We start from the raw sequence: 362 nt of genomic DNA, 5'->3' as shown, positions 1-362 counted from the left end.
GTAAAACCCTCACGGGCAACGGTGCGCAGTGGCAGAAGGTGTGGAAAGAGTTTGTTGAGGAGGGAGGTAAAGCGGGCTGGTTTAACATGGGTGACCTTGAAGGCCAGCAGAAGGAAATGGATCGCCTTGTATCGCTGGCGAAGGGAGGATGGAAAGGCCAGAGTATCGGTGCATGGAATTCGTTCCTTAACCTTGTCGAGGATGCCAACGGGGCGGTTGAAAACGCTCTGCGTCTTTCTGCCTATAAACACGCCCGTGATGCCGGTTTGTCACGCCAGCAGGCGGCGTCTCTTGCCAAAAACATGACGGTGAACTTTAACCGTCGTGGTGAGCAGGGGGCGCTGATGAATTCGCTGTACATG

At 54.7% G+C, this 362-nt stretch carries 1 protein-coding gene; it reads left to right on the top strand.

What is annotated here, in order from left to right:
- Positions 1–362 (top strand): hypothetical protein (locus tag Y887_RS17720; protein ID WP_211257012.1); only part of this gene is annotated, 362 nt, incomplete at both ends.

This window comes from Xanthomonas pisi DSM 18956 (genome assembly GCF_001010415.1).
Classification (GTDB): domain Bacteria; phylum Pseudomonadota; class Gammaproteobacteria; order Xanthomonadales; family Xanthomonadaceae; genus Xanthomonas; species Xanthomonas pisi.
This window is presented reverse-complemented; position numbering and strand designations above follow the sequence as displayed.